Raw genomic sequence first — 425 nt, forward strand, 5'->3', positions numbered from 1 at the left:
GGTATCGTTGTCACGAATGCGATTGTCTTAATTGACCGCGTGATTCATAAGGAAGCGGAAGGCCTGTCGACGAGAGAAGCGCTCCTGGAAGCCGGCTCTACACGACTCCGTCCGATCCTGATGACCGCCATTGCGACAATCGTCGCCTTGATTCCATTAGCACTCGGCTTCGAAGGCGGAAGCCAGGTCATTTCAAAAGGACTCGGCGTCACGGTTATCGGCGGTTTAATCAGTTCAACGCTTCTGACGCTCTTGATCGTGCCAATCGTATATGAAGTATTGGCGAAGTTCCGCAAGAAAAAACCGGGAACAGAAGAAGAGTAAAAAACAAAAAGCCTCAGCTCTGCTGAGGCTTTCAGCTTGTTGAAAAACCCTCGCATTCGTTGTCAGGTCTGCGCGTCGGTGCTCACGAATTCTACATTCGC

General features: G+C 50.8%; 1 protein-coding gene. It reads left to right on the forward strand.

The genetic code is table 11. The features are described 5' to 3' along the window. Window positions 1–324 (forward strand): efflux RND transporter permease subunit (locus tag CP352_RS10780; RefSeq protein ID WP_143465305.1); only part of this gene is annotated, 324 nt, incomplete at its 5' end. Window positions 325–425 lie beyond the last annotated feature (101 nt).

It is taken from the genome of Lactobacillus sp. UMNPBX1, assembly GCF_002554085.1.
Taxonomy (GTDB): Bacteria; Bacillota; Bacilli; order Lactobacillales; family Lactobacillaceae; genus Lactobacillus; species Lactobacillus crispatus.